General features: G+C 57.3%; 1 protein-coding gene and 1 pseudogene. Both read left to right on the forward strand.

What is annotated here, in order from left to right; translation table 11 throughout:
* On the forward strand, positions 1 to 379 hold a 379-nt coding region (locus tag QN347_RS19285; RefSeq protein ID WP_323494336.1), incomplete at its 5' end, for a hypothetical protein.
* A 206-nt stretch (positions 380 to 585) separates the two neighbouring features.
* Positions 586 to 910 (forward strand): annotated as a pseudogene (locus tag QN347_RS19290) (hypothetical protein); the annotation flags it as partial.

The raw sequence follows: 910 nt of genomic DNA on the forward strand, positions 1-910 counted from the left end.
GCCCGCCGCGGTCGTCAAACCGCAAAGCCGGGTCGGCAAAGCCCTGGTACGAAGACTCATGAATAAAGACGCCATCCATCCGTCATGGCGGTGCATCCGAACCGATCAAACAAAACAGCCGGCGCCTGGAGGACTCTCAATGTCGTATATGAACTCGAACGGATCCTATTTTCTCTGGGACTGGATCTTGTGGATGGGCTTCATCTTCCTGGTGTTCTCAAGCATCGGCACTTGGGGGTACACGTACCGCGCTCACCGCAAATTTGACGGATCGCAACGCAAGGACGCCGCGACCATCTTGAATGAGCGCTACGCCAGTGGGGAAATTACGCGCGATCAGTATCGCGAGATGAAACTGGAAATCGCGGCCGTTTCGTAACCCTCTTATGATGTGAACGGTAAGGGATGGCTGACCCCTTGATATCCGTTTCGGTGGCAACGCCGACCTCTGACTGCGGGCTGCAATGCCCTGCACGGACGGGGAGTGCGCGTCGTACGGCCGGACAATCCAGCCTCGGTTGTTACGAAGGGCAGCTTACTGGCTGAAGGGTAGCTGCGTCACAACGCGCAGCACGGCTGGCGCGATTGATCACCTTTCCTTTTTTTGGGCTTGAGCTTTCTGACATGAAATATTCCCTCACGCTCGGCATCGCGATCTCAGTCGGCTTCGGCCAAGCTGCGTGCGCGCAAACGGTGCCTGGTGATGTCGCAGTCCAGGACCAATGGTTCACCGGCACGCTCGAAGCCCCGTCGCCAGCTCTGCCCAAAGCCGACCTGCTCGTCGTCAAGCCGTTTGTCATCTTCACGCGTACGGATGGCAGCTATGATACGAAGGGGCTTTGTTGCAAAACTGACGTTGGGGATTCCCGTAGGGAATCGAGTGGGATAGATGGGCGTGATGCCCAAACCT

Source organism: Sphingomonas sp. 10B4 (assembly GCF_035019905.1).
Classification (GTDB): Bacteria; Pseudomonadota; Alphaproteobacteria; order Sphingomonadales; family Sphingomonadaceae; genus Sphingomonas; species Sphingomonas glacialis.